This is a genomic window from Nostoc sp. (assembly GCF_036917375.1).
Taxonomy (GTDB): domain Bacteria; phylum Cyanobacteriota; class Cyanobacteriia; order Cyanobacteriales; family Nostocaceae; genus Nostoc.
Map to the genome: position 1 here is coordinate 32138 of NZ_JBALDN010000080.1, position 26521 is coordinate 58658.

The 26521-nt window shown below is 41.9% G+C and carries 14 protein-coding genes; 4 read left to right on the forward strand and 10 right to left on the reverse strand.

Annotated features, from left to right (window positions below; translation table 11 throughout):
- The first annotated feature begins 88 nt into the window (after positions 1-88).
- Positions 89-772 (forward strand): Uma2 family endonuclease, encoded by a 684-nt coding sequence (locus tag V7K45_RS21300; protein ID WP_335006927.1) that lies wholly within the window; start codon positions 89-91, stop codon positions 770-772.
- Positions 773-1283: 511 nt separating this feature from the next.
- On the opposite strand, the gene bchH is transcribed toward V7K45_RS21300, so the two are convergent.
- The 3 genes from bchH to V7K45_RS21315 all read right to left on the reverse strand — a co-directional run bounded on the left by bchH (position 1284) and on the right by V7K45_RS21315 (position 6826).
- On the reverse strand, positions 1284-4967 hold the full coding sequence (gene bchH / locus V7K45_RS21305) for a magnesium chelatase subunit H (protein WP_335006929.1): 3684 nt from the start codon (positions 4965-4967) through the stop codon (positions 1284-1286).
- 84 nt (positions 4968-5051) lie between these two features.
- Positions 5052-5654: a hypothetical protein gene (locus V7K45_RS21310; protein ID WP_335006931.1), complete on the reverse strand. Its 603-nt coding sequence runs from the start codon at positions 5652-5654 to the stop codon at positions 5052-5054.
- 14 nt (positions 5655-5668) lie between these two features.
- The gene (locus V7K45_RS21315; RefSeq protein ID WP_335006933.1) at positions 5669-6826 is read right to left on the reverse strand and encodes an L-histidine N(alpha)-methyltransferase; all 1158 of its coding nucleotides are present in this window, start codon (positions 6824-6826) and stop codon (positions 5669-5671) included.
- A 560-nt stretch (positions 6827-7386) separates the two neighbouring features.
- Between V7K45_RS21315 and V7K45_RS21320 the strand changes: the two genes are divergently transcribed.
- Entirely contained in the window at positions 7387-8328 is a 942-nt protein-coding gene (locus tag V7K45_RS21320; protein WP_335006936.1) for an N-acetylmuramoyl-L-alanine amidase, read from the forward strand.
- 565 nt (positions 8329-8893) lie between these two features.
- On the opposite strand, the gene V7K45_RS21325 is transcribed toward V7K45_RS21320, so the two are convergent.
- From V7K45_RS21325 to V7K45_RS21345, 5 genes are all read right to left on the reverse strand, one after another.
- Positions 8894-10477 (reverse strand): mechanosensitive ion channel family protein, encoded by a 1584-nt coding sequence (locus V7K45_RS21325; protein ID WP_335006938.1) that lies wholly within the window; start codon positions 10475-10477, stop codon positions 8894-8896.
- Positions 10478-10946: 469 nt separating this feature from the next.
- Positions 10947-13154: an EAL domain-containing protein gene (locus V7K45_RS21330; protein ID WP_335006940.1), complete on the reverse strand. Its 2208-nt coding sequence runs from the start codon at positions 13152-13154 to the stop codon at positions 10947-10949.
- A gap of 554 nt (positions 13155-13708) precedes the next feature.
- Complete coding sequence (locus V7K45_RS21335; RefSeq protein WP_335006942.1) at positions 13709-18010, reverse strand: ATP-binding protein; 4302 nt, start codon at positions 18008-18010, stop codon at positions 13709-13711.
- A gap of 520 nt (positions 18011-18530) precedes the next feature.
- The gene (locus V7K45_RS21340) at positions 18531-20867 is read right to left on the reverse strand and encodes an EF-hand domain-containing protein (protein WP_335006944.1); all 2337 of its coding nucleotides are present in this window, start codon (positions 20865-20867) and stop codon (positions 18531-18533) included.
- Positions 20868-21336: 469 nt separating this feature from the next.
- Entirely contained in the window at positions 21337-21585 is a 249-nt protein-coding gene (locus V7K45_RS21345; protein WP_335006946.1) for a hypothetical protein, read from the reverse strand.
- Positions 21586-21745: 160 nt separating this feature from the next.
- On the opposite strand from V7K45_RS21345, the gene V7K45_RS21350 reads away from it, so the two are divergent.
- Together V7K45_RS21350 and V7K45_RS21355 are read left to right on the forward strand one after the other, a co-directional pair.
- A complete protein-coding gene (locus V7K45_RS21350; protein WP_335006948.1) occupies positions 21746-23104 on the forward strand; it encodes an AAA family ATPase in 1359 nt (452 codons plus the stop codon).
- Positions 23101-23898, forward strand: a complete 798-nt coding sequence (locus tag V7K45_RS21355) for a Rho termination factor (protein ID WP_335006950.1) — start codon at positions 23101-23103, stop codon at positions 23896-23898. The genes V7K45_RS21350 and V7K45_RS21355 overlap by 4 nt, the downstream gene beginning before the upstream one ends.
- Here the strand turns inward: V7K45_RS21355 and rtcA are convergent.
- Entirely contained in the window at positions 23895-24950 is a 1056-nt protein-coding gene (gene rtcA / locus V7K45_RS21360; protein WP_335006952.1) for an RNA 3'-terminal phosphate cyclase, read from the reverse strand. The two genes, V7K45_RS21355 and rtcA, sit on opposite strands and share 4 nt — an antisense overlap.
- Positions 24951-25095: 145 nt before the next feature.
- Positions 25096-26442: an FAD-binding oxidoreductase gene (locus tag V7K45_RS21365; protein ID WP_335006954.1), complete on the reverse strand. Its 1347-nt coding sequence runs from the start codon at positions 26440-26442 to the stop codon at positions 25096-25098.
- Positions 26443-26521: the final 79 nt, after the last annotated feature.

The window sequence follows — 26521 nt, forward strand, 5'->3', positions numbered from 1 at the left end:
ACAGATAAATTTCCTTAACTGAACTGTATTGACTGATAACTGAGGTTTGCTAAAGTCAGAAATATCCGGCAACTCCAAGGATTGGCAAATGGTTAGAGAGTACTCACCCCAGAAACATCTGCCTCCGCTTGAAAGTGGCGATCGCCTAACTCGCCCTGAATTTGAACGGCGTTACGCGGCTGCACCCCATATCAAGAAAGCAGAACTGATTGAAGGAATTGTTTACGTGGCATCTCCCTTAAGACATGAACAACATGGCAAACCCCACAGTCGGGTGATAACTTGGTTAGGAGTCTACCAATCACTGACTCCCGGCGTTGACTTAAGCGTTGAACCAACCGTCAGACTAGATTTAGACAATGAACCCCAGCCAGATGTAGTGCTGTTTATTGAACCAGACGCAGGCGGACAAACCCGTTTGAGCCGCGACGGTTACATTGAAGGATCTCCCGAATTGATTGTTGAAATTGCCGCGAGTAGCGTTGCGATCGATACAGGCAGCAAAAAGCAGGTTTATCGCCGTAATGGGGTGTTGGAGTACGTAATCTGGCAATCTTACGAGAATAAAATTGAATGGTTTTGCCTAATTGATGGCGACTATCGATCACTATCTCCTGGTACGGATGGAATTATTCGCTCTCAGGTGTTTCCGGGTTTGTGGTTAGCGGTGGAGGCACTGTTAAACAATCAGATGGTGCAAGTGTTGGAGGTGGTACAAGCGGGGTTGAAGTCACCGGAACATAATGCGTTTGTGCAGCAATTGCAGAAATAGGAATAAAAGGTACTTTAGTTTTACCCCACTCTAACCCTTGCGATCGCATCTCAAAAAGTTTAGTTAATTTCACTTAGACTATATTTTATCCCCGGTAATAAATAGATTCATAAGTTCGTTACAACAATTGCTGCAATAATTTAAGCCTTTCTTATACATGGAAGAAAATTTGTTGCAAAGCATTAAACAATTGCAGCAATGACTTATACATTTGCAAGAAAAACTTAACCCTTTCTTATATATGAAAGAACATTTGTTGCAAAGTATTAAGCGTTTGCAGCAACGACTTATACATTTGCAAGAAAAACTTAAGCCTTTCTTATACATGAAGTAATCTTAGCTGCAAAGGTTTAAATTTTTACAGCCTCAAGCTTAGGAAGGTAGGCGTAGCCCGTGGTAGACATCGCTTTCAATACGCTTCGGTTAAGCAAAGACGCGATAAATCGCCGTCTCTACAATAATTTTTATTAATGGTTAGTGTCTTTATTTGAACTTTTAACGCATCTACTTTCTAAACCGTCACTCCCTCCAACTCTTCATCTGTCAACTCATATAATTGCCGCAACTTATCCAACTTATCACCATCAGCTTCCCAGAAGCCTCGCCCATGCGCCTCCAACATTCTGCCTAAAATATTGCGGAAAGCTTCAGGATTTGCCTTACGTAATTTCTCCGCCATCTCTGCATCTAAAGCATAAGTATCAGCCGCTTGGTCATAAACCCAATCATCGGTAAAATCGGCAGTACCACCCCAACCAATCAACGCTGTCATCCGTTGGGAAATTTCAAAAGCACCACCAGAACCTTGATTCGCCATCGCTTGCGCCCATTTGGGATTTACTAACTTAGTGCGATACTCCATTCGCAGCAAATCATCTAAATTGCGCGGTGTAGTATCCTTCGAGAAACTTTCTACAAAGCTGGTTGTCACCTTCTTACCGCCTTGTTTTTCTGCTGCCTTTTTTAAACCGCCAGTATTGGCGTAATATTCTTGAATATCAGTTAAACCATATTCTACCGAATCGATTTCTTGAACAATGCGATCGCTAGTTTTTAATAACGTATTCAATACTTCCGGTCTAGCTTGACCTTTATCTTCTCTCCCGTAGCTAAACACATTGCGACTTTGCCAAGTATTACCTAACTCCTCACCTGATTCCCAGTTACCATCAACCACTCTATCGTTCACCAAAGAACCAAAATCGCCCGCCGGATTAGAAAACAATCTTGCTGATGCATTTTCCACCCCTTGGGCTTTCAAAGCTAAAGCGTGTCTTCTAATAAAATTCTGATCTTCGGGTTCATCAGCATCAGCCGCACGTTGAAATAAATCGTCCAACAATTCGATGATATTTACAAAACTATCCCGGAAAATTCCAGACAAATTACCCAACACATCAATGCGGGGATGTCCCACCTCAGCTAACGGCTTCAACTCATAACGAACAACTCTACCAGTTCCTTCCTTAACAGGTTCAGCCCCCACCAATTCCAACAGAATCCCCAGAGATTCACCCTTAGTTTTAATTGCATCCAATCCCCAAAGCATCACCGCCACCGTTTCAGGATATTTACCATATTCATCCAAATGCTGGGCGATAATTTTTTGAGCAATTTCCCGTCCCCGTTCATACGCCGCAGGCGAAGGCATCCGATAAGGATCTAAAGCATGAATATTTCTCCCTGTTGGCAAAACACCAGCCCCATCCCGCAACAAATCCCCACCAGGCGCAGGCGGAATATATTCCCCATTCAACCCTCTTAACAAATTCGTTAACTCATCCGTAGATTGCATCAACAAGTCTTTGATTAGTTTTTCTTCTTCTCTTTCTTCTTGATTCTCGCCAAAATAAGCTTCCAAATACGATCCTAATTCCTCTTCATTTGGTGCTTCTCCCAACGTATGCAACCCAGAAGAAAATAACCGATTTTCTAAAACCTGCAAATATTTGTACAACTCTACCAAATAATCATCAAAAGCATGACTGCTAAACATCCGCACATTTTCAGGAGTAAACGCAATTCCTAACCGTTTAGCATCTTCAAACGGACAATCTGCATCTAAACCAGAGTCCACAATTTTTTTGCAAATCCCTTCTTTTAAGACATAATTCTTTTGTGGGTCTTCACGATACTCTGAAATCAAATCACGCAACGCCACCAATTCCTTATACAAACCTGCGCGACCATAAGGCGGTACATTATGAGAAATCAACACACCATAACCGCGACGTTTTGCTAACATCGACTCAGAGGGATTATTCGCCGCATATATATATAGATTAGGCAAATTTCCTAACAAAATATCCGACCAAGAATAACCCGTATTACCCAACGGAGAACCAGGCAACCATTCCACCGTTCCATGCATTCCAAAGTGAACTAAAGCATCAGCTTGAAACTCATTTTGCAACCATTTATAATAAGCAGCATATTGCGGATGGGGCGTTAAATCTCGTTCAAACATTAAGCGCATCGGGTCGCCTTGTATCCCTAATGGTGGCTGTACACCTATCCATACATTTCCTAATTGCACACCACCAATTTGAAATTCATCGCCATAAGTTTTAATTCCAGTTCCCGTGAGAGATTTCCATTGTTTTTCGATACGGGAGGTTTGCAGATATCCCAACCATTTTTCTAGGGTACGGGTGCTAACGGACGCAGGAATATTTTTTGTATCATCTAAAGATTCATCCGCCTCTTTCACCCGGCGAATCAATTCTTCCCCATCTTCTGGTAAATCTCCGACGGTGTAACCTTGTTCTTTAAGTGCGTGGAGAAACTTCAGCAAACTACGCGGCACATTTAATAATGCAGCTGTGCCTACAGCACCATAACCAGGAGGAAATCCATATAATATAATGGCAATTTTGCGTTCAGATGCAGGTTTTTGCCGCAAAGCCACCCAAGTTTTCACTCTACCAATTAATCGCTCCACCCGTTCGGGAACTAGATAAATATTTTCGCCCACCAAACCACCAAGGGGAATGGTATCAATAGCCCCATCCAATTCTGGTAAAGCATACAAAACCACACTTTGCAATCCGCCGATACCTTGGCGCGTCCACGAGGAAATATCTTGAATTAATAGTGGTGCAGCAACAATATAAGGTACATTTTTGGCAGTAAGGATACGTTTTGCTACTTCTATTTGGCGGCCAGCTTCCATTGAACCAGCCGGGCCACCCACCAGAGGAAAGCCAATTGTCGAAACGATCGCATCTACTTTTACTGCTTCACTTGATAGTGAGGGAGTCTCTATATTACCTAGTTGTCGTTGCTGAATTTCATGGTCGGTTGTCATTAAATCTCGTACCGCCACGTGTCCTTCTACGCCGTTGATGAAGATGGGTAAAGGAGTTAAACCAGCTTTTTCAAAACTGCGAATCAGTTGGGGAATGTATGGTTGTTTGGTGATGACGTGTTTGCGGTAGAGGAGAATTCCGATAACTGGGGAGGCGTCATTTGGGGAGACGCTATTAGGGAAGACGCGATGAATCGCGTCTCTACAATGGGTTTTATACCATTCCAAATATTTGCGGGGTGATTCAAAAAATCCTGGATAATCGGGGTGGAGTAATCCGATGTTGGGGGTTTCAATTAGCGGGGGAATGTCGCCGACTTTTAAATTTAAATTTAAATATTTTTCTGCCAGTGTCCAGAATAATGAAGCGACGTTTTCTGGGCCGCCAGCATTCCAGTAACCATAGATAATTAACCAGTTGCGTAAGTCTTGGACTTTTTGCACTGGGACATATTTCAGTAGTTTGGGGCCAATTTTTAAGAAGCTGATGTAACCAGCGAGTTTGTCTTCTTCTCGTCCGTTGCTAAATTTGTCGAGGATGAATTTAACTGGTTTGGGCATTCCTTTGGGTTTGTCGCCAATGGCAAAGTCACCCACCTTGGTTAAACTCATCAATTCCAAGGCTGACTCAAAGACTAGGCGGATGGGAATTTGAGCAATGCGATCGCGCAACCACACAACTTGGTCATAATCAAATAGGAGGCTACCGAAAAACACATCAGCGCCATCAAGTGCTGCTTCTACCTCGGTGCGTTTGTTGGTAAGATCGCGATCGCTAAATACCCGAATATCCAACTCAGGACAGCGAGAGTTAGCCAAAAAGGCTGCTTTTCTGTACAAGTCAGCGTTGAATGATTCAAACCCAGCAATCAAGACGATGCGTTTCATGCCTGTAAGCTACGAAATATTTCTTTACTTAAATTTTAAACGTGCTTTCAGGCTGATTGTTAAATATCTACCCACAGATTCCGGTCAGTAGTTCCTTGAAGGAGTTAGGACTTCACTATCACCACTGTCTTGTGAATATTTTGATTTCAAAAAAGTTGTGATGTGTTGAGTCAAATTAAGTGCATCATTGAACTGTTTCGATTCCTGTAGCGCTTCATATAGCGAACGGATTTCTTGTGGTGACAGGTTTGTGAATGTACGCAACTCGGTAATATCTAATCTCCGGTTAAACTCATTGGCAGTATGCCGCCATTGATGTAGAAGCGAAAACAACTCTCTATCTTGACGTTCTGCAAAGACACCAGATGCGATCGCGGTTTCCGTCACTGATATAATTAATCGCGGAAAAACTATTGGTCGTCCTGGTTTATGTGAGTTTGGGTCAAATCGGTTATCAGATAGAATTTCCTCATTGAATTTACACTCATTTAATAAGGCACGCAGAAATTCTATCCTCTTTTCGTTCGCTGATGCCCATCGTTCGCCAAAAATTCCGGTAATTGTTGCTAATAATCCCAGTCCTGTCAGTAGTGACTCAAAACTTCCTCCCTGAGTCCACCAGACGGCAGCTAGAACAAATCCCAGAAGTAGAGGGAAAAACGTGATAAAGGTCGCTAGGTTTTTCATACTTATCTCACATCTTACCGTTTAGGCGGCCATATATCCTTCACTACAGAAGAATCACTCTTAATTCCTGAAGAGTCAGAGGCAAGTAAGATTAAATCCATGCCAAATCCATTCTTTAAACGTGGTTCCAATACTTTGTTTAGCTTATCAACAAGCACCAGATTACTGTCTGATATAATTTGATCGATGCCATTAGAAGTATATTTCCGAGTCAGATATAAACGAATCGTATCTTGGTCTTCAAAATTCATTACTGACCGATCGGGTAACATGACTTCAATTTTGTTTCCAGTTATGTTACGATACAGTATTTTTATTAAAATTCCTCTATCATCTTCTACAGTACCGTCAAAAAACACACTATTTAAGTCGATATTTAAGTCAGTATTTTGTAGCAATGCGCTGGTGACAAACTCTTTAAACGATCTAGTTTTTGCGTATTCTTTCGCCGCATTTTGTGCCGCTTCTTCGCTTAATTCTTCGGTAGTCGCTACTTCTAGGAGTAGCCTATCTTCACGTCGCATTAGTTTAGAAAGAGTTCGCAACAGTTCTGTGTCTTGTTGAAAATTAGCTAATGTGTTTCCCAATAGCGAAAATAGCACAGGACTGTTATTGATAACTCTATCTAGTAGTTTTCGTAACTCGTCAACATTTCTCTCAATTGAGAAGTCAACTTGAATTGGCAATACATGGCTACCTTGCAATTGCGCTCCTCTCGTTGCCTGTTGCACACCTAGCCTCAACATCTCCGAACTCATATCAACTGGAAAGTAGAGGATATCGGGATTTGCGTTAACCAATAAACTTAAAATGTGTTGGTCTTTTTCACCTGTGCCTACGCCTAAACTTACATAATGATATTTTTGATCTTTGATATTATTAGCATTAATTTGATGCCATCGATATCTAAAAGACTCTATACTCTCTCTCATCACGAGATAGAAGCGATCGTTACAGGCACGATCCCAGGCAATTGTTGGGCCGATTCCCCAATAGGAAAAACCAGATAAAATCTCTTTTCCATCGCCTGTTGCAGAAAATTCTCCTCTCAATTCTTGCGTGAGTTCTGCAAGTTTACTAGATTGATCTTCCCCCATAAAACAAAGAGTCCACCCTAAGCCGGGTTCATTGATGGAATTCTCCAGTAGCTTCACAAAATTTAAAGATCCCATGTTGAGCCTCGTTTCTTGAGCAGTTTAGTTTATTAATCTCGTACAGGTGTCTAGAAGCGATCGCGTATTCATTAATACTGTAAAGCATTATGTGTTAAGCTGCTCAGGGTTAACATGAAGCCAAGGGTAGAGTCTCTCAAGGGTTTACGACCTTATAAACCCAGGTTCACATTAGGGGGTGCGTTCGGTTTAGGGATTTGGGCATCTTAACTAAGTACATTTGTCATAGCTTTCCAGTTTTACAAAGCGTTATTATCTAAAGAATGGAGGCAATTACTAGATTTCAATTTATTGCAAAAATTTACTGGTTATTCTCGATATTGATAACTTATAATAGTTGTCTTTTTGGTTAAAATATAGCTTTGAATTAGTAGATTTTACCAAATCAAAGTTGCTGCTCAGGTTCGCACAAAAACTTATTTGGTCTAATAGCGTAGGAATGCTGAAAATAATGAAGCCATTGCTAACAAGTATTTTCACAAAGTTATTAACCAAACTTTGTCTATATAATTACAAGAGTTTTGAACTAGTGTAAAAACAAGTAAATTGAGGATGAAATAATGAAATTTGGAATTGATAGCGGGCACAATTGTCCACCAGATACAGGAGCTAGAGGTATTAAATTTGAGGATAATTTAACTCTAGATGTAGGTAATAGAGTTATAGCCAAGTTAAGAGCTTTAGGAAATGAAGTCGTAGTATGTAGACCAAGTAGTGCTAATACAGTCCGTGACTCACTTTCAAAAAGATGTTCTACAGCTAATGCCAGTAAAGTAGATATTTACGTCTCGGTTCATTTTAACTGCTTTAACGGACAAGCTAACGGCACAGAAGTATTCGCAACTAGCGATACAGGTAGAAAAATCGCTAAACCTGTACTAGATGAAATCGTCAAGTTAGGATTTTTTAATCGTGGCGTTAAGAGTGGTTCCCACTTGTATGTTCTGAAAAATACAGATATGCCTGCTATCTTGATAGAATGTTGCTTCCTCGATTCGCAAAAAGATATGAATCTTTTTAATCCTGAAGCAATGGCTAATGCAATTGTCAAAGGTTTAACTGGTAAAGTGCCAAGTGCCCCTGTTAACCCTGTACCAGATGAAGAGGAGAATATAGATGAGACTGTTCTCAGACTGCAAAAATCCTTAAATAGACTAAAAATAACCGATAAAAATGGTAAGGCTTTAGTGGAAGATGGCTTCACGGGGGCTAGCACCAAATCTGCCGTAGAAAAATTTCAGACTATTGTCGGAGTTCAGGCGACTGGAATTGCTGACACAACTACATGGAATGCCATAAATCTAATTTTGGCAAAACGAATTATCAGACCAAACCATGCGGGTGGTGTAGTTGTCAGATACTTACAATACCGTTTAGGTGTTGAGAATGATGGCGTCTACGGGCCGCAAACAGAGGTTGTAGTTAAAAACTTTCAAAAGCAAAATGGTTTAGATGCTGATGGAATTATCGGCCCCGCTAGTTGGCAGAAATTAATTGGTTAGACTGATGGGGACTAGAGACTAGAGACTGGGGTAGTAGTGCTGAGTAAAGAAGTTGGAAATCTAACATCTTTACTCAGAACTGGAAACGGGCTAAACGCACCGCTACTACTAACAAAATTGTTTTGCCTAATCAATAAGTGAAGGGACTAATTTTAGCAACTTACAACCATATTTTGTTCATAATATCTTTGGCAAGTGCACAAACTGGCAAAGCATTTGAGATAGCATTGATATCGCTTAAAAGCATTGAGCTAAAATAATTAAAAGAAATAACCAGGGCGTAGGAAATCACCTATTCTGCTGACAAGAATCTGTTCAACTTAACCAGATTTGCATTTGATGAGTATCAATCGCATTTGGTAATAAGTAATTTCCTATCGCTCTGGTGCTTTTTTGGCGGTGAAGTTTCGCCAAAGTATAAAAGTAAAGGGCTTTTCAAGCCTATAACAATCACTACTGGTTTTTTGTATAAATCAACACGTTTTAACTAAGCTTCAAATTTATTTTCCATATCATATTAATAACTAGAAATCTGCCTAATCTAATGTATAAAAAAAGTGCCAAATTAACCTTCAACACTTTCAGCGCGCAAGGAAATTATAATTCCTTCCCGCAACAGTGCATTCGTAAAAATCTTCCGAAGAACGCGCTGAATCTGAAGATGTTTTCCTGGCTTTACTTTCGTCAATGTTCGCAGCAACAAGTTAGACTCTCCCAGGCTTTCAACTCCATCTACCTGTGTGGCTTCGAGTACATCTGGATCGTCTGCTTTTAACTGCTGTCCCACTTCCTCAATGACTTTGTACACATGCGCTAAGTTGGAATCATAAGGCACGCCAACTTCTACTACTGCAAAAATATACTGTTTGGAGTAATTAGTAATTGAGCCAATATCGCCATTGCGAATAATCTGCAATTGACCATTAGGATGTCTAATACGAGTGGTTCTGAGTTCAATCGCCTCGACAATACCTTCGACAACTTTCTCTTCGGCTTTTCCAGCTTCAATATAGTCACCTACTAAGTAATAGTTTTCAAACAAAATAAAGAAGCCACAGACAATATCGTTAATTAGTGTTTGTGCCCCTAAACCTACAGCGATGCCGACAATACCAGCACCCGCAAGTATGGGAGTTGGATCGATACTCAGGGCATAAAGAATGAAAACTGTAGCACCAAAGTAAATTAAGTATTGTAAGAAACTACGAAACAGAGGAACGAGCGTCAGGCGTCTACTTCTTTGAATATCAGTTAGATTCTGCTCTTTGAACAGCACCTCTTCAATAAGTAAGTAAACTACTTCAAACAACACGCGACTAATGAAGACGATACCGATTATCTTGATTATTCGCGGGCCAAAAGTTGCGACATTGGCAATTAACTGCACCTGCTGAATCACTAATGTTGCCATGCAGACATAAATTACAAATTCCAGGCAGCGCTTTAAAAAAGGTATTAGGTGTCGTAGGCGATCGTAGAATCTTAGCAGGTTATCAGGATTGGAGTATCTGATGCTGAGAGCATCTAGGCTATCAACGATCGCAGCAACTGCTTTGAGTATAAGCAAGCCGACGGCAATGATTAGATAGATTCGCAGCGCGATGTACAAATATTCCGAAACCGTTGCTGGCAATTTGAGAAAATGGGCACACAAGATGGTAGCCCATAACCAGATTCCACCACTGATTCTGTCATAGAAGGCGTTAAAGAAAGCATCAATACTTTCATCATCAGCAGTATTTTTTTCTAAGTTCTTGGCGCGAGTGCTGGCTACCTTCAACCAATATTTGAGAAATTTCAGGGCGATCGCTGCTAAAATCAAAGTGCCAAGACTCTGAGCTATGCCAATTCCTAGTGTCACCCAAAATCCTGATGGGATACGCTCAATCAACAAGAGTGTATATTGCTGAAGGTTTTCGCCCCGATAAACTAGATAACCATTAGCACCCACAATCAGAATGCACGACACCACACAAGCAAGTAACAATAACCCTGTGATATTTCGGCGGAGCGTTTTGATACTTCTATTGTCGCTTTGAGGTATAAAGGTTTTAGTAAATAGCTTGAATAATTGGCTGAAAACCCAGTTCAGTAATAAAAAAACAAAGATTATTAGGCTGACTTCAGCCAAAATAATTAATACATTCATATAATATGAACAGAAAACTGAATTAATTTCACAGTTGTATATGAAAATTTATTGATAGCATCAAGGTTTTTCTATACATAGATGACTATTATTTCATATAATCATAACTTGTCAAGCCATTAACATTTTATTCATATATTCAGTTTTCGTTTTATGTTCACAAACTCTAAGTAAATGAGAATAAATCGAAGTAAATTAAGTAATGTAAAACATCTTGAGATTATTTTTTAGTGAAGGCTTCAGCCTTCATTTGCTTTCACTACAAACCTTGAATTATTGATGCTGCTTTCCTTAAGCGATACTGATAGATGATTATACCAATTTGAAAAATGATTGCGACAGATGGGAAACTGAAACACTTATCCAATGTTTCACAATCCAAAATCTAAAATCTAAAATCCAAAATGGTATTACCCCTGAATTTATCCAATCGAGAAAAGGTTTTTATTCCATTGGGATTCCTCAAAAGTCAATTCTTACAATCCATCTGCACCACACAATTTCTCCCTTGTGCTTTTGCCTGGTAGAGTCCTTGGTCAGCAGCAGCAATTAAGGTTGCAGGAGATAATTGGCTATGAGGAGTGATGGTTGCCACACCAAGACTTAAGGTAATGAATCCACTGACCTGAGAATGGGGATGAGGCATTTGTAATGCACTAACATTGATCTGAATATCTCTTGCAACTGCAATGGCCCCTTCAATATCAGTATTCGGCAAAATAACTGCAAACTCTTCTCCGCCATAACGAGCCACTAAATCAGCGGGGTGTTTAACTGTCTGCGAGATTGCCTTAGCAACCTGTCTAAGTGCATCATCTCCTGCCAGATGTCCATGCGTATCGTTGTAAAGCTTAAAGTAATCTACATCACACAAAATCAAAGATAGCGAACCTTGCTCTCGTGCCAACCATTGCCACTGCGTGTTTAACGTGTCATCAAAGCAGCGGCGATTTGCCACTTGGGTTAAACCATCAGAACAGGCAAGGCGCTGTAATTCCTGGTTTGCTTGTTGTAATTGGTGATAAAGTTCTGATTGCTGAATAGCGATCGCAGCTTGACCTGCTAACTGGTTAAACAAATTAATCTCCGATTGCTGCCATTGTCTGGAATGACGGCATTGGTGAGCAATCAATAGTCCCCACAAACACCCTTGCTGCAAAATTGGTACGACAAGGTTTGCCCGAATTTGCAGACTTCTAAGGAGGTCAACATGACACGATGATAGACCCGCAGTTTCAATGTCTGCGATCGCTCTGGTGTTACCTTGTTGATAGTAAGCTGCACGCGTCGATTGAAAGCACGTGTCCATGACGTGAAATCCCAGAATGGACATACACCCTTTTGCTAAGGATTCTACAGCGACTAATCCACTCCAGTCTGGCTCAAACTGGTAAATCAGCACTCGATCTACGTCAAATAGTTGTCGCACTTCGGCTGCTGTGGTTTGCAAAATCTCGTCTAATTCCAACGATTGGCGAATGCGCTGCGTTACAGCTGCAACAATTCGCTCAGACTCGCTTTGATGTTGGACACGCTGTTCAACCTGCTGAGAGTGTGCCGATGCTACAGTTAATGCGATTTGCTCAAAGTAAGGGGTTGTAGTGACAGGCGCTGCACTAGGTTTAGCAATCAAATAGCCTTGAGCAAAATTTGCACCTCGTTCTCGCAGCCAGTTCAGTTCCTCAATGCACTCAATTCCTTCAGCAACGGTTTGAATATTTAACTTTTGAGTAATCTCTAAAAGCTTCTCGGTAATCGAAGCTTTGTAAAGGTCTTGATGCACATCTCGAATTAACTCCATGTCCAGCTTGATAAAATCTGGACGTAACTGATGCAGCAAGTTTAGGCTGGAATAACCAGAACCAAGATCGTCAAGAGCGATTAAAAACCCAGCATTCCGGTAGTATTGAAGCACTGCCTTGAGGTGAGCTAAATCTTGAGGATTGTCTGACTCCACGACTTCAAAAACAACCCGCTCGTGGGGAATTCCGGCAGTATCAATGGCCTCTACCGTACTACGTAGGCAAAAAGCTGGGTCATAAAGTGACGTTGGTGCAAAATTGATGAAGATGTGCCCATTGACTTGATGGCGACTGAATTGAGTGATTGTGCTCAGACGAGCAACTTGGTCAAGTTGTGGTAGAAGTCCGGCTTCGGTTGCTAACTCTATAATTGGTGCTGGTAGCACTAAATTACCTTCTTCATCCAGCCCTCGCAAGAGTGATTCATATCCAAAAATTTGCGATGTATCGTTAATTGAAACAATTGGTTGGAAGTAACTGGTAAATCGTTCTGTTGCCAGCATTTCAACCAGCCAGTCGGATTGATTTAACTTAATGAAGCGTTGTAATGAGGCGATGTCACTAAAATCATGGAGTTGAGGTTGGAAAGTACCTTGCATGAAAAGGACTTGCGTCTCTTTTAATTCTCTTGGTGCAAGTAGTTTAGCCAGATTACGAGCAATTTCTAGGGATTGTCCGGGTTTACAGTCCAAACTCAAACCTGGTCGCTCGTGCATCAGTTCATACTTAAGGGAAAACTGCTGTAGGTAGGAGGTGACTTTTATCAGGGTATGTGAAACGGGAAACCAGAGAAATAGCCTACCTGCTTCCTGATTCCGGCAGCGTGCAATATTGCGACAAGCACAGGTTTTGGAGATAGGACATATTTGGCTCATAGCTAAATAATTTGAATTTGCGCAGTCCGATTTATTCTATTATTCCCACTATTTTTACTGTAAAAGATAAACTACACTTCAAATATATGAAGATTTGATGAGTTAAGTAAACTGAATAATTTAGCTGGGTAAGTGACTCAGCAACACATACCAAAAATTATACTAAAATTCCAAGTAATTTCCGATGTGCTTTGTGTAGTCAAGCAACAAAACCAAGAGTTATATTAACAATTTAGGTTACAAAATCAAGGTAATACCAATTTTAAAAAAGAATGCGATCAATAGACTATTTGTAGAGACGCGATTCATCGCGTCTTTAGCCAAGTATGTATTGTAATAATTAATTTAATTAGTATGAAATTAGCCAGATTAGTAACAGCTTTTAGCTAGATTAATTCAGAGTAAATATATCTTTTTCAAGAAGGAATCGACCTCAATAAACAACAAAATATTTGAAACAATTTCATAAATTAAGCCATGAATCAATGAGCTTTCAGCCTAAATCCCTCTCTCAATTTTGAGAAAGAGGGACTTTGAAATTAGCTCCCCTATACTTAGACATGACCACTTCTACCAATTAGAGTTGCAATTTCCTTGATTAATTCTTCTGGTTCTACGGGTTTGGACAGATGCTTTTGAAACCCTGATTTCAGTGCTTGTTGCTGATTGATTTCTCCAGCATAAGCAGTTAAAGCGATCGCTGGAATTCGTTTGGTTTGGTTTGCCTGTAACGCTTTAACTTGGCGCATTAGCATATAGCCATCCATCTCTGGCATCCCAATATCACTGAGCAACATATCTGGTTCTGACTCTGCCAAAATTTGTAATGCTTCTTTTGCTGATGTCACTGCTGTCACCATTGCTCCAGCCTGTTCTAGTACAAATGTGTGGAAGTCACGGGTATCATCGTCATCATCTACAACTAAGATTTGGATGCCTGTCAGGATTTCAATCGGAGGAGAAGGATTTAATGCAGCAACATCTATATTTTGTTTTGCAGTTAAATCTTTTTTAATTAATGGTAGCCTAACTCGGAAAATAGCTCCTTGCCCCTCACCTAAACTTTCTGCCTGAATCGTACCGCCATGTAATTCGGTCAAATGACGCACAATTGCTAACCCTAACCCCAATCCACCAAATTTTCGGGTTGTCGTGCCATCAGCCTGACGAAAATATTCAAACACGTAAGGCAGAAACTCCGGGCTGATTCCCTTACCTGTGTCGCTGACGGTAATCTGAGCTTGAGCGTCAACGCACTCTAGTTGAATATCAATTTTTCCTCCTTCCGGCGTGAATTTAACGGCATTCGATAAGAGATTCCAAATAACTTGTTGTAAACGACCGGAATCACCCAAAACCTGCCCGAAAGCAGCATCCAGCATCGTCTGAATTTGAATATTTTTAGCTTCTGCTGCCAAACGGACTGTTTCCAATCCCGCCTCAATCACCAGTACTAGGTTGACAGGTAACATCTTCAGGTTGAGCTTGCCTTGTAAGATTCGAGAGACATCAAGCAAATCTTCAATTAGTTGAGCTTGTAATTGAGCATTCCGCTCGATAGTTGCGATCGCTTTCTTTATGGCTGCGGCGTCAAACTCACGAGTCTGCAAAAGTCTCGCCCAACCAAGAATCGGATTCAGAGGCGATCGCAATTCATGGGAAAGTACCGCCAGAAACTCATCTTTAATCCGGTTGGCTCTTTCGGCTTCGGTTCTGGCAGCTTGCTCAAGTTCTAGGAGGCGATCGCGTTCGGCTTCTGCAACTTTGCGTTCGGTAATGTCAATTACTGAGCCGATGTAACCTTTAAACTCACCGTCCACTCCAAACCACGGATTCGCGGCATCAATACAAGAGCGATATTTGCCATCTTTGCGCCGTAAGCGGTACTCCAAACGGAAGGCCGAATAACTGCTACTAGCTTCTAGAAAAACACTCCTGGCGTCATTATAGTCTTCTGGATGCACAGCATTTAACCAGCCAAATCCCAGACCCATTTCCTCGCTCTGACCTGTAAAATCGTACCAGCTTTGACTGAGATAGGTGCAGTAGCTATTGGTGTCTGTCACCCAAACCATGAAGGGGGCATTGTCAGCCATGTTGCGGAACTTTTCTTCGCTTTCCCGAAGGGCTTTTTCTGCTTGTTTGCGATCGCTAATTTCTGTAACAAAAATGCTTACTCCCTCTCCAAAAGGGTAGACGCGGCTTTCAAACCAGCGCTGCCAAGGTGCATAAAAGTATTCAAATTGAACAACAGTGTTTTCTGCGATCGCCCGATGAACCTGGGTATCAAACTCGCTTTTAACCATATCGGGAAAAACTTCCCAAATAATCCTGCCTAGCAACTCTTCTTTGGGGATGCCAACAACATCTGCTACCTGTTCGTTGACAAAGCTATAACGCCACTCTCGATCCAATACAAAAAACTGGTCTTGGATACCAGCTATGACAGTCTCTAGGTGGGCTTTAGCGACCTCAGCTTCAATTCGCAACCCTTGCTCGCGTTCCATTGCCTCTTGGCGGAGACGAGCCATTTTTAGGGCTGCCTCTACTCGCGCCAACAATTCACGGGCAGAGAAAGGTTTAATCAGATAATCATCGGCTCCCGCTTCTAACCCTTCCACCCGTGCCTCTTCCCCTGCCCGTGCCGACAACAGAATGATGGGAACTTTTTGCGTCAGCGGATCGGCTCGTAATGCTTGCAGCAGTCCAAAGCCATCTAATCCAGGCATCATCACATCTGTCAGTACCAAATCGGGAACACGTCCACGAGCCGAATCCAAAGCAGCCAAACCATCCGGCACTGCTTCCACTTCATATTGCTGACTTAATAGCCGATTAACATAATCACGCATATCTGCGTTGTCATCGGCCAAAAGAATCCGAGCAGAGGGAGCAGAGGGGCGGAGGGGCAGGGGGGCAGGGGAGGCAGGGGAGGCAGGGGAAGAATCTATATATGATGTGTAGTCTTCTTGAACTATTTCTTCTCCCCCTGCTTCTCTTCTCCCCCTGCTTCCCCTGCTCTCTTCTTCCGGTAGCCACCGCAGCGCTTCTTCTAAATAAGGTGTTGCCCCTAATGCAGTTGAAGCTAAAGTTCGCGGGGCACTAATCCGGTCTGGAGGCAAATGAGCATATCCTGTGGGAATTGACACAGTAAAGCAACTGCCTACTCCGAGAAGACTGGTAACATCAACTGTTCCACCATGCATTTGCACCAATTCTTGCACCAGTGATAATCCAATTCCTGACCCTTCAAAAGTTCGTCCTTGCGCCCCTTTGACGCGGTGGAATCGTTCAAAAAGATGAGGGATTTCTTCGGCTGGGATACCGATTCCTGTGTCTTTGACTGCAAACTCAACATGGTCATTTAACCACTGCAAACTGACTGCAATTTTTCCAGCCATCGTGAACTTGAAGGCATTCGAGAGCAGGTTAAGAACAATTTTTTCCCACATCTCTCGATCTACATAGACTGGTGCTGGCAGGGCAGGACAATTAACTGATAACTGCATCCCTGCCCGTTCTACCGCCGAACGAAATACACTAGCTAGTTCTGCGGTGAAGGTGGCAAGGTTGGTGGGTTCATAAGAAGCTTGAACCCTTCCGGCTTCAATGCGTGAAAAATCTAGCAAGCTGTTGACCAGTTTCAGCAGCCGAAGTCCGTTGCGTTGCACCATTTCTAGCTGCTCTTGTTCTTTGGCTGGAAGCAGCGTGGCACAAGTGGTTAAGGTGTCCTCTAATGGCCCCAACATCAGAGTCAGTGGGGTACGGAACTCGTGGCTGACGTTGCTGAAAAAGACGGTTTTGGCGCGATCGATTTCTGCCAAGGCTTCAGCGCGTTTGCGTTCTTCCTCGTAAGCTTGGGCGTTAGCGATACTGGCGGCAATTTGAGCCGCAACTAAATCAATGAATCCTTTGTAATTGTCATCGAATAGCCTGAAGGGGTTCAAACCAGCAATTAATATACCAGCTTTTCCGGTTTGACCGGATGCGGCAATGGGTACTGCGATCGCTTGATGGGGCGATCGCTGCCAAACACCACAGGGTAGACTACTAAAAGACACTTCTAAATCAGAAATTAATTTTGGCCGATGCGTTTTGATTACTTCCGCAAAGGGCCAAACCCCATCCGCATCGAGAGCCACTGTTTCGGGAACTGCTACGTGGTTTTGCGCAATGCGACACGTTCCAGCCAGAAAAACTTCCTGCTGATCGGGATCGACCAGATAAATCATTGCGAAAGGGAGATCGTAAGGGTTGCTCTCCAGACAACTCGCACTTAGCGTACAGGCTTCATCGAATGTCCGCGCGTCTGCCGTCCTCGCCGCGAGTTCGCGCAAAAGTGCCAACTGACGCTCGCTGATAATTCGCTGCGTGTCTTCTGTGTTGGCGCAGATGATTCCACCTGTGTCGCCCTGGTCATTAGGAACCGGGCTATATGAAAAAGTATAATAGGTTTCTTCTGGGTAGCCATTGCGCTCCATAATTAGCAGTAGCGCTTCATCGTAAGTACCCTCATTCTTCAGCATCGCTGATTCGGCGCGAGGCCTAACCTGATCCCATATTTCCCGCCACACGTATGAAGCTGGCTGTCCAAATGCTTCTGGATGTTTGCCGCCGATAATAGTCTTATAAGCGTCATTGTAAAGGTTAATCAGTTCCTCGCCCCACCAAACAAACATGGGTTGACGGGAAGTTAGCATAATTCGCACGGCAGTCTTCAAACTCTGTGGCCACTGCTGTGTTGGGCCAAGAGACGTTTTTGACCAATCCTGTTCTCGCATCCTAGCACCCATTTCACCCCCACCGATAAGGAAATTTACGTCGGCGTTGCTTGCTAACGTTGACTCGTTCTTCATTAATTCCTCTCGATTGGTCATGTGTCGGTTACAGGTTACATCGGTGGTTGTATTTTAGAAAAAATCCTCTATAAGTTAGACCTTTACGTTTCTAAACAGTCATTTTAGAGGATATTCAAAAGCACATACAGCGTGAGATGTCAATGCTGTGACTTTTCAAAGCATTGAAATTGCCTTTTCGGGGCAAGTTTCTACTTTGGCTATTTTTATTGTCTCCTTTATATCATCGATATTTCAAGCTACCAAGGGCGATTTTCATTAGACAATCCATAATGTTGCTAGGCACAAGCATTTGACGCGCTGTAAGTCAAGCAAACGGGTTTTAATGGGTTGCGCTAAAATTCCCCTGCCGACGAAATTTTGAAGGAGGGGAATAGACCTCTTGCAAAAGTTACTTTTGCACTCTTGCGGTCAAAGGGGAAAGGTCAAAGGGGAAAGGTTTTTTTATTCCTTTTCCTTTTCCCCCTTACCCTTTTCCCTACAAATGTCAAGAAGTGTAATTTTAGCAACCCCTAAGTATTTAAATCGTTTCTGTAAACATACCAGTTCGGGCAAACTCTTCTTCTTCAGGGGTGAAGAGTGGAGGTTTATCCACAAGGCTAGGTTCAAAGTAGTATGTCTCTTGGAGAAACTGCCCGCTAATGACAGCTTCTTCTAAATCCTTGATGTGATTCTGTGCAACTATACACGCTTCCTTGAGATTATTCGCATCGCCCTTCTCCAGCAGCTTTGGCAATTCTGTTTTTACCCCTGTCAGCCGTGCCAATGGCTTGAGAATTCCGTAGATGTTGTAGATGCGAGCAGTTTCTATGCTGGTGTATTTGAGTGCATTGGCTCTTGCTAACTCAGAGTCAAGGCTGGGCCAAAAACGGGTGGTGTAGAACGCTTTCTCATCCTTGTGATACCATTCTTCCGATCGCGCAATGGAAGAAGAAACGGTGTTATGCAGTTTCCAGAAGAATAACCGCAGAGAGGAACCATCGACGACGGTGGATAATTTCGCCTCCAATGACACCTCAAAGTCACTCAGGTTGGGATCGCGCCCAAGCACCAAGTATTCTACAGGATACATATCCACTTCCTTATTTTGGACAACATACATATTCAGGTGGTGTCGGCAGTAAGGACAGGGGTACATTGTGGCAAACAGTTGGAAGAAATCTTTGAAGATTGCGACTGCGGCTTTTTGCTGTTCTGGTGTCTTGGTAGACACAATCTCAGCTGTGGTATGGAAGAAGCGCCACACTGCCGGGCCAATGTAGTAGGGGAAACTGACTCGCATTTGGGAATCCTTCACCTCAGTCCGGTCTAGATAGACATCAATGAATGCTACATACTGCGATAGCGCCCCTGATTCTCGCCCAAACTCTAGGCGTTCGCGGCGTTTCTGCACTCCATTTAGGTAGTGATGCGTCAACCGCCATGCTTGTTTGAGGATCAATTTCTGTTTGGGAGTGCAACGGGGAAAATTTTCGGCAACATCCGCCCCGTAGCGGCTAAATTCTCCTGAGTTTTTTGTACGCTGATACCATTCATCCAAAGCTGCCTCATCGGGTACGGTGTTACTTTGGATATCTGCTGTGCTAGAAACACTAAACGCTGCCAACAACTTTGGCATAAAGTCTTCATACCAGTATGCTACTGGCATGATTGCACCATCTATTTCCTCAGTTGCTTGGGAGAGGATGACGCGATTCCACTTGTGCAAATAGTCTTTTGGATTTGCCTGAGATTTAGTTGGTGGTGGAGCCATTTCTTCATTCAGTTCTATTCCCCGCAGACGATTGAGTTCGTTAATCGCCAGCACACCTTCTACAATGTCACCCAGGCTAAGACTTTTCTTTTTGATCGTAATTGCAAACTCGACTCCGGCAGCAAACTTTTCTTTGACATTGGCAAATTTACTCCGCGCTTCTAAAATTGCTTTTTGTTCTGCCAACATTTCTGGTGTCTTTACCACTGTTTGCCAGTTCTCGATCCGCTCCTGCAATCGGGCATATTCATCGGCAATCGATTTAACCACTGCATCCAGGACGGGGTAGCAATCCTCGGATACTATACCTAACGCTTTGTAAAGTGCGATCGCTTGTTTGACAAACTCCACAAAATCAGTAATTCTGTATGGCAAGTTTTTTACCCGCAAGTGAGTTTCGTGATTTGCAGAGAAACTCTCACGGAAGCTGCGGTAGGCTGCTCCTTGAATTAAACGAAACAAACCAATCTGCATTTGTAAGGGAGACGTACCGCTTTTTTTCTGATTCGGTGAGTTTGGTTGTTGCGCTAACTGTTCTCTTAGCTGTGCCAACTCTGGAGTCGTTGTTTCTGGCGTCGGCTGGGTGCTGGCTGCTGCGGCCTCATTGGAAGTAGCCACTATCTTGAGGGAACTGTTCAGGGAAATCGGTGAGTCTTGATAGCCAGTTTTGCTCTCTGACTCGAATGGCACTAGCTGACAGAATTCCTCAAAGTCAATTGAGCCATCGCCATCATGATCTACTTCCTGCAACATCTCTTTCAATTCAGCATCTGTCAGCCCAAACTGACTCATGACTGTCCGCAACTCAACGGCAGTAATTTGACCGCTACCGTCTTCATCAAAGGCACTGAAGGCTAACTTCAGGCGACTTTGGCGATCGCCTACTTTCGCAATCATCAGGGTTTTAAATTCTTCAAAGTCAATAGTGCCTGATAAGTCAACGTCAATCTCCTTAATCAAGTCACGCAAACCCGCTTCCGTGGGATTTTGCCCTAGCGATCGCATTACCTCCCCCAGTTCCTCAGTTGAGATCGCTCCGTTGCCATCTACGTCTAATACTTTGAAAGCTTGCCACAATTTTTCTATTTCTTGTTCATCAATCATGGTTTTGTTCCAATTCTATATTTGTCACTAATAAATTTATTACCATGTTTTCTAACAGCTACTTCAATGCTGTCTAGTTCTGTTAGGTAAATAGCAAGTATTAGGAACGTCTGAACTTAGTCTCAACGATACTTGCAGTTGCCTTGTAAATTGGTCAGTTGCTTATTATTCCAACAAATGTAATTTTACGGGTTTAATTGCAAATGCTCCTAGATAAACTAAGTAAGTCAGCGAGAATAAATCAAACTATATTAAGTAATATAAAAAACCTGAAAATTATTTTATGCTAAGTGTTTCAGCCCTCATTTGTTCGCGTAGCATCTCGCAGAGAGGACTAAAATCATCACTACAAACCTTTAATTATTTACGCTGCTGTACTTCTCAAAAGTTTTCTATCTCCCCTTATAAAAACTCCTTTGCCTTATTTATAGTGTTGGGAATAGGGCAAATTTCTATTTTGCTGAACACTCTATGCACGATCCCATTGACAAAAATTAGGTTTATCGACAAATCTTAGAGGTTTATCCAGAAAGCTTAAACGTTCGTCCAGAAAGTTCAAACGTTCGTCCAGAAAGTTCAAACGTTTGTCCAGAAAGTTCAAACGTTCATCCAGAAAGTTCAAACATTCATCTACAAAGCTCAAACATTCATCTACAAAGCTCAAACATTCATCCACAAAGCTCAAACGTTCATCGACAAAGCTCAGAGGTTTATCCAAGAGTATAATTTACTAGATGCAAGAGTCCTGCTTTTAGGGAAAAGCTTTAATATGGCAATCAATTCAATTAGTTAAAAATACTGAGGTCGATTAAGTAGCAAATTTGATTCAATTAATCAAACAAACGGTTTTGTTATTGTTCCCGTTTGCTTATTAAGTGATGCTACTTACAGACTGGAACTACATTTTAGACAACATTTTACCTGATGAGAGTAATGAAGCGCTTATCAGCAAGAGATTTGTAGAAGACTTTATAGAAGCACTGGGATTTAATCAACAAGAGCAGGTTCCACAATTTTCTACAGGAAATGGGATAGTAGATTTTGCTGCTCGCAAAAATACTGATGGTGATAATTTTTTGTTCTCTAAGACTAATCCCTATTTACTTGTTGAAGTTAAGGCACGAGCAACAGGCTCAGGAGCCAAGATTAATTTATCAGAAGGCACTCCTCAATATATAAACACTAGAGAGCAAATAAAAAGATATTTACTTGCTTCTAAGTGCAACACATCTCAATGGGGCATTATTACTAATTCAGTTCACATTCAGTTATTTCGGCGACATGGAAAAGTTGTATTTCCTGCAACTCCAAGTATTTTAATTAAAAAAGATAATATTAATGCTATTGTTTCTCATATCAAAAATTTAATTCACAATCCACCCAAAGCTTTAACTGTTTGTGTTTACAACAATAAAGGAGGTGTGGGCAAAACTACAACAACTGTTAATTTAGCAGCGACTCTTGCACAACAAGGAAAGCAAGTTTTAGTAATTGACTTTGATCCACAACAAGGAGATTTAACTAAATCTCTTGGTTTAGAAGTAAGAGAAATTAGTTTATATGATTGTCTATCCGATAGAGATTTAGACATTCATGATACAATTCAACCATTTCCAGTCAAATTTAAATCTGGCAAATCATTAAAGTTTGACGTTATTCCCGCAGATTCAAAACTGGGAAATTTTACAGAACAAGACTTAGCTACAAGAATTGAAAAGGGGTCTGCTAGGTTAAAAGATGCTCTGAAAGCTTTTGTGTATGAATATGATTATATATTCATTGACTGTCCGACAAACTGGATGTTTTTTAGCCAAAGTAGTCTCTACGCCTGTGATGCCGTTTTGATACCTACAAAGCACAATAATTTAGCATCCCTAGATAATGCAGCTAAAGTAATTAAAGAGTTAGTATCAAAAGTTAAGGCAGCTAGACAAGATGGTGGCCCAATCGCCTTACCTATATTTTTTAATGGTGAAAATATAACTCCTCCTCAGCTTAAAATAGCAAATCAGGAAATTGTAGCTATTATTACTAAAGAGATCAAAGCATCGAAGTTTAATTTACTTCCTTATTTTTATCCTAAGTATATAAAAGATGACACCAATACAAAAATATTCAGTCTGCCTAGTTATGCAATTGTAGCAGGTGCAGCCTTCGCTCGAATTCCAGCAGCCTTTAAGGATTCTACAGCTGCAAAATATTATCTTGAACTAGCTAAGGAGTACTTTATTTTATGAGTGATTTTGATAATATTGGCAAACTAATGCATCTGAAGTTAACTGAGATTAAAGCTGGAGAGAAGTTTTCTGAATCTGAATTTATCATCAAAGCATCAGCAGAAACCATTTTACAAGCTGATGGGCGAAATTGGATTCCTGTTATTGTTAAAGAAATTGGTGACTATCAATATCAAGTTGTTAGTAATCATTTTGTATATGCAGTTGCTCAACAAGCTAAGTTAGAGCGAGTCTGGTGCATAGTCATCTCACCAGAACCTCAAAGTATTGAGCAGGCAAAAATTTTAGCTAAAGAAGTTTTACCCAAAGTAAGTTTGAATACAGCATCACGAGATACTATTCTAGCTGCACTTAAATACTTAATCTCAGAACCAAGTAGTGCCTTAAAGGGTGTAGATCCTATTGTTGCCACAAACCGAATTGCAGAGTCTAATCGCAAAACTTGGTCTAATTTCAACCATATTCTTACCTTGAAATGCGGAATTACTAAAGGCAAAAAGTTGGATGCTCTTGCAAAAGTATTCTTTCTTCTACCATTACCAGATCCATCGACGTTACCAACACCAGAAATTGTGAGTATCAAATCTGCATCAAGAGATGAAGTGTTTACTCGTTTGATTTATTTGTCAAAATCTAAAATAGATGGTTTTGAAGCTATTGATATAGAAAAATCATCTGATATTATATTCAGTGCTAGTAAAGGCAAATGGAAAAGCTTAAATCCTATCTCTAAACTTGAATGTGGCATTGATTCTACAAAAATCAAGACTCTTAAAAAAGTGTTTAGTCTCTAACCCGATCCACTAATGATAGGAATCACGGACACTATTTTCTCAGCTTCATCTACTGTTATTTGCGCCAGCCCAAATTGTTCAATTACGGCTGCATTCGTCGTCAAATGCCTACTCACTTCAGCCACTCGATACTGACTTTCTTGTGAAGCTAAAGCAGCTGGCAATAATAACTGATCTGCTAAATGTTCATCCACTGGTGCGCCGGTGTAATGAAACTCAAGGAGTTGCTGACAAGCAATCTCTGCAACTGTTTCCGCCGACAACCGCAAACGCCCAAATCCACCAAAGCCAGTTAAGCTATTCTGATACTCAGCAGTTAAAAAAATACCCGCCCCAGGTGCCACACCTCTTTCTCGCAAAGTCTGTACAGTAACCTTTAAATGGGCTGACCGTAACAAATTCTCCGCACGATTCGCCATCCGTTGCGGAATATGGGAAGGCAATTCTGTCACCACTGCCAATCCCCGCACCTGTTGTAAATCTCCCCGTTCTAGCAAATCGATCCCACCGAGTTTACCACCGCCATCTACTTGTAACTCTACCTCACCTCCACCTTGGGGATACCACCCCCAAGCGCCTAACTTGACTTGGGCTTCTACACCCATGCGTTGCAGTATGGGCAGATAAACTTGCTCAATGTACGTCGCTGTCGGGCTAAAGTTCACATGAGTTCCACCCTTTAGTGTCACCAGGGAATTGCCAGATGCTAATGCCAAAGGTAAGAGAATTGTCTGTAAAACTAGAGCGATCGCACCCGCAGAACCACCTTGTTGTGCTTTACTAACATCAAAGGTATAAACTCCAGCTTGCACAGCGCTACCTGGGATGAATTCCAGCAGCATTGAACCCAAAGCATCACCCCGTAGTTGGGCATTACAAATTCTCGCCGCAGCCCGAACTGCTGTTAAGTGTTGTGCTGCTAATCCTGGCTTCTTGCGTCCAGCGCGAATGCCTGTAATTCGTATGGGTTCGCCGGTAATGGCGGCTAGACTTAAGGAAGTGCGAAGAACTTGTCCGCCTCCCTCTCCGTAGGAACCGTCAATTTCAATCATGGGCGATTATTGGAATGTTGGATTTTGGGTTATCCCCACGGCTCTTAAAATCAAACCACAAATTATAAACGCCCAGCAACTAGCTTTTTGGAGGTAGGTTACACAAATATACAGAGAAATTTCTGATATGTGTTTCTGTAGTTTGCTAATTTTGAATTTGGAATTGAAGAACCTTGCTTTTACCGGGGTTCATCAACCCATAAGGATCGACTATTTCTTTAAATTTTAACTGCTCAGGATTGATAACTTTTCTGCCGCCGTCTTCAATAATATACGTATGAGGATTGGCAATACTCACACCCTGTTCTTCGTGATAGCGGATAATTTCATTGAGGCGTTCTTCTGTGGTGTAGCGCACAAGTTGCAATGCACCAGGAACTACGACACCATTCACTCGAAAAAATTCTAAATGCATCATTACCTCATCGCCGAAGTAATTATACATCTGCTCTACTACTTGCAAACTGCTATCTTTAGGAAAAAGGCTTTGTAAGTATGTAATCCCAGGATCTACACTCCGGGCAAGCAAGGTAGTGTGGTTCCAGCTAAATTCCCCTAAATGTGTACCTTTGGCTGCTTCCTCCGCTGTTTTTTTATATGTAATCTGACCGCCGTATTGCTGTACCAAAGCCGGTAAGAATTCCAAACTCGGTTCAGAAATTATCAAAAATACTGAGTGACTTCCTTCAGGAATATACTCTTGTACTGTGTGAAAATATTGGGAAATTGGGGATGCAAAGACAGAAATTAACTTTTTAATCATGCCATCAGCATTGCCAAGAGCCTGACCAAACTTTGCTGCTGTCATAAAGTCATCAAAGGTGACAATGACTTCTGCCCAAGGATAAGCCGGCCCTAAAGGAATTTCGACTTCAGTGATGATGCCATTAATTCCCCAAGCATGATTTACCTTTTGGACATCATCGCCGCGTAATGCGATCGCACGGGGTTCATCTTCTACAGTTATCACTCGCAATGCTAAGATATTACCGCGATCGGCTAACATACCATATTGGATCGAGCCAATACCGCCACTTCCCCCAGCAATAAATCCGCCAATTGTGGCTGTGCGGTACGTAGAGGGTGCCATACGAATTTCCCAGCCGATTTCTCGTGTTTTTTTATCCAAAGCTGCCAACTTCACCCCAGCTTCTACCCGCGCCACTCCCGGTTTTACCCAAAGAATCTCTTGCAACCGCGTCATATCTAAAATTACGCCACCGTGCAAGGGTACACATTGTCCATAATTCCCAGTTCCCGCGCCTCGCACAGTTACAGGTATACGATGTTTTGCACAGGCGGCTGCAACTTTTAAAACCTCTGCTTCATTAGCGGGACGCACTACGATATCCCCAACTTTTCCCTCTAGTTTCGACACTAACACAGGGCTAAAAGTGTGATAATCCTGGGATAATTTTGCGACTTGGGTAGAATCGGTAATAGTTTCTATGCCTTCTAGAGAATTAATCAGAGCATCTAATTTTGTCGTCATATATATCCTTTTTTTTAACGCAGAGGAACGCAGAGGTTTACGCAAAGGAACGCAAAGAATTCACTCCTCAGCGAACTTT